The sequence below is a fragment of the Aquabacterium sp. genome (assembly GCF_035476535.1).
Lineage (GTDB): Bacteria > Pseudomonadota > Gammaproteobacteria > Burkholderiales > Burkholderiaceae_C > Pseudaquabacterium.
Genome location: NZ_DATILJ010000210.1, coordinates 1 through 1,789 on the forward strand (window position 1 = coordinate 1; position 1,789 = coordinate 1,789).

Annotated in this window: 2 protein-coding genes; both read left to right on the plus strand. The window is 68.9% G+C overall.

Annotation, left to right across the window (positions count from 1 at the left end; genetic code table 11):
- Positions 1-1,189, plus strand: a 1,189-nt coding sequence (locus tag VLK61_RS20715) for a vWA domain-containing protein (protein ID WP_325423528.1), incomplete at its 5' end; no start/stop codon positions are given.
- 15 nt (positions 1,190-1,204) lie between these two features.
- Positions 1,205-1,786 (plus strand): CoxG family protein, encoded by a 582-nt coding sequence (locus VLK61_RS20720; protein ID WP_325423529.1) that lies wholly within the window; start codon positions 1,205-1,207, stop codon positions 1,784-1,786.
- Positions 1,787-1,789 lie beyond the last annotated feature (3 nt).

Below are 1,789 nucleotides of genomic sequence, written 5' to 3' on the forward strand. Positions count from 1 at the left end.
GCTAGGCGACGCGCGCCGCGGCAAGCTGGCGGCCAACATCACCGGGTTCGGCCGGGCCCTGCGCCGCGCCGGGGTGCGGCTGGACAGCGCGCGCATCGCGTTGGCGCAGCAGGCCGCCCAGATCGTCGGCGTGGACAGCAAAGAAGACTTGAGCGCGGCGATGGAGGCCGTGCTGGTTAGCCGCGAACAGGATCGCGCCGTGTTCCGCGAACTCTTCGATGCCTACTTCCGCGACCCTGAAGTGGCCAACAAGCTGCTGGCCCAGTTGCTGCCCAGCGCTGAAGGCAAAGCCGAGCCCGGCAAGGGCCGGCCGCGGGTGCGCGAAGCCCTTTCGCCGCAAAAGGCGCTCGGCCAGCAGCCCCCGAAAAAGCCGGATCAGGAAGTCGATTTCGACGCCGCGATGACGGCGAGCGATCTCGAAGTGCTCAAGCACGCCGATTTCAACGCCCTGAGCGCGAGCGAGTACCACCTGGTCGAGCGGCTGGCGCGCGAAGTGCGCATGCCCGTGCCCTGCATCGCGTCACGGCGTACCCGCCCCGGGGTGCGCGGGACGCAGTTGCACTGGGCCAGTGTGATGCGCGACGCATCGCGCACCGGCGGCGAGTTGTTCCAGCTGCGCCGGCTGCGCAGGCGCCAGGCGCCGTTGCCCTTGCTGGTGCTGGTCGATGTCTCCGGGTCAATGGAACGCTATGCCCGGCTGTTGCTGGCCTTTCTGCACGCTGCCACACGCGACGTGTATGGCGCGACCGGACGGCGCGACGTCTTCGCTTTCGGCACGCACCTGACGGACCTGACCCCCGCATTCCGGCTCGGCGACACGGACGAGATGCTGGCGGCCGCGAGCGCGGCCATCGACGATTTCGCCGGCGGCACGCGGCTGGGTGACTCGCTCACGACCTTGCGCGAACTGCATGCGCGCCGCCTGGTCGGCCGGCGCACGCTGGTCCTGCTCATCACCGACGGCCTGGACACCGGCGAGCCGGATGTCCTGGCGCGCGAGCTGGAATGGCTGCGCCGGCACTCCCGCCGCCTGCTGTGGCTCAATCCACTCCTGCGTTTCAGCGGCTATGTGCCGGCGGCGCGAGGCGCCTCCGTGCTGCACAGGCAGGCTCATGGCATGCTCGCCGTGCACAACCTCACCAAGCTGCAGGACCTGGCGGCCGGCCTGGCGGCAGTCATGAAAAACTAGGAAAAGAAGAACCGTATGGAAATGCAAGGAAGCCGCACGCTCGCGGTCACGCAAGAGCAGGCCTGGTCCGCGCTCAACAACCCCGACGTGCTCAAGGCCAGTATCCCCGGCTGCGACAAGGTCGAGGCCACGGGGGAAAATCAGTACGCTGTGGGCGTGGCCGTGAAGATAGGCCCCGTCTCGGCGAAGTTCAATGGCAAGATCACGCTGACCGACGTGCAGCCACCGGAGAGCTACACGCTCTCCTTCGACGGGCAGGGCGGCGCGGCGGGCTTCGGCAAGGGCCAGGCGCAGGTGAAGCTGGTGCCGCAGGGCACGGGGTGCGAGCTCAACTACAGCGCCCGCGCGCAGGTTGGCGGCAAGATCGCCCAGATGGGCCAGCGCCTGATCGACGGCGTGGCCAAGTCGATGGCCGAAGACTTCTTCCGCCGCTTCGACGAGGAAATGCAGCGGCGCCACCCCGAGGCCTATGCGGCCGCGGCGGCGGCGCAGCCGGCGCCCGAAGCGGAGGTAGCGCCCAAGGCCGGTGGCATCCCGGTGTGGGCGTGGATTGCCGGCGCGATCGTGTTGATCGCGCTGGTGTGGTGGATGCGTTGATGC

Excerpts from the sequence above, each read along its gene's own strand:
- VLK61_RS20720 (WP_325423529.1), top strand. The coding sequence starts at position 1,205 with ATGGAAATGCAAGGAAGCCGCACGCTCGCGGTCACGCAAGAGCAGGCC.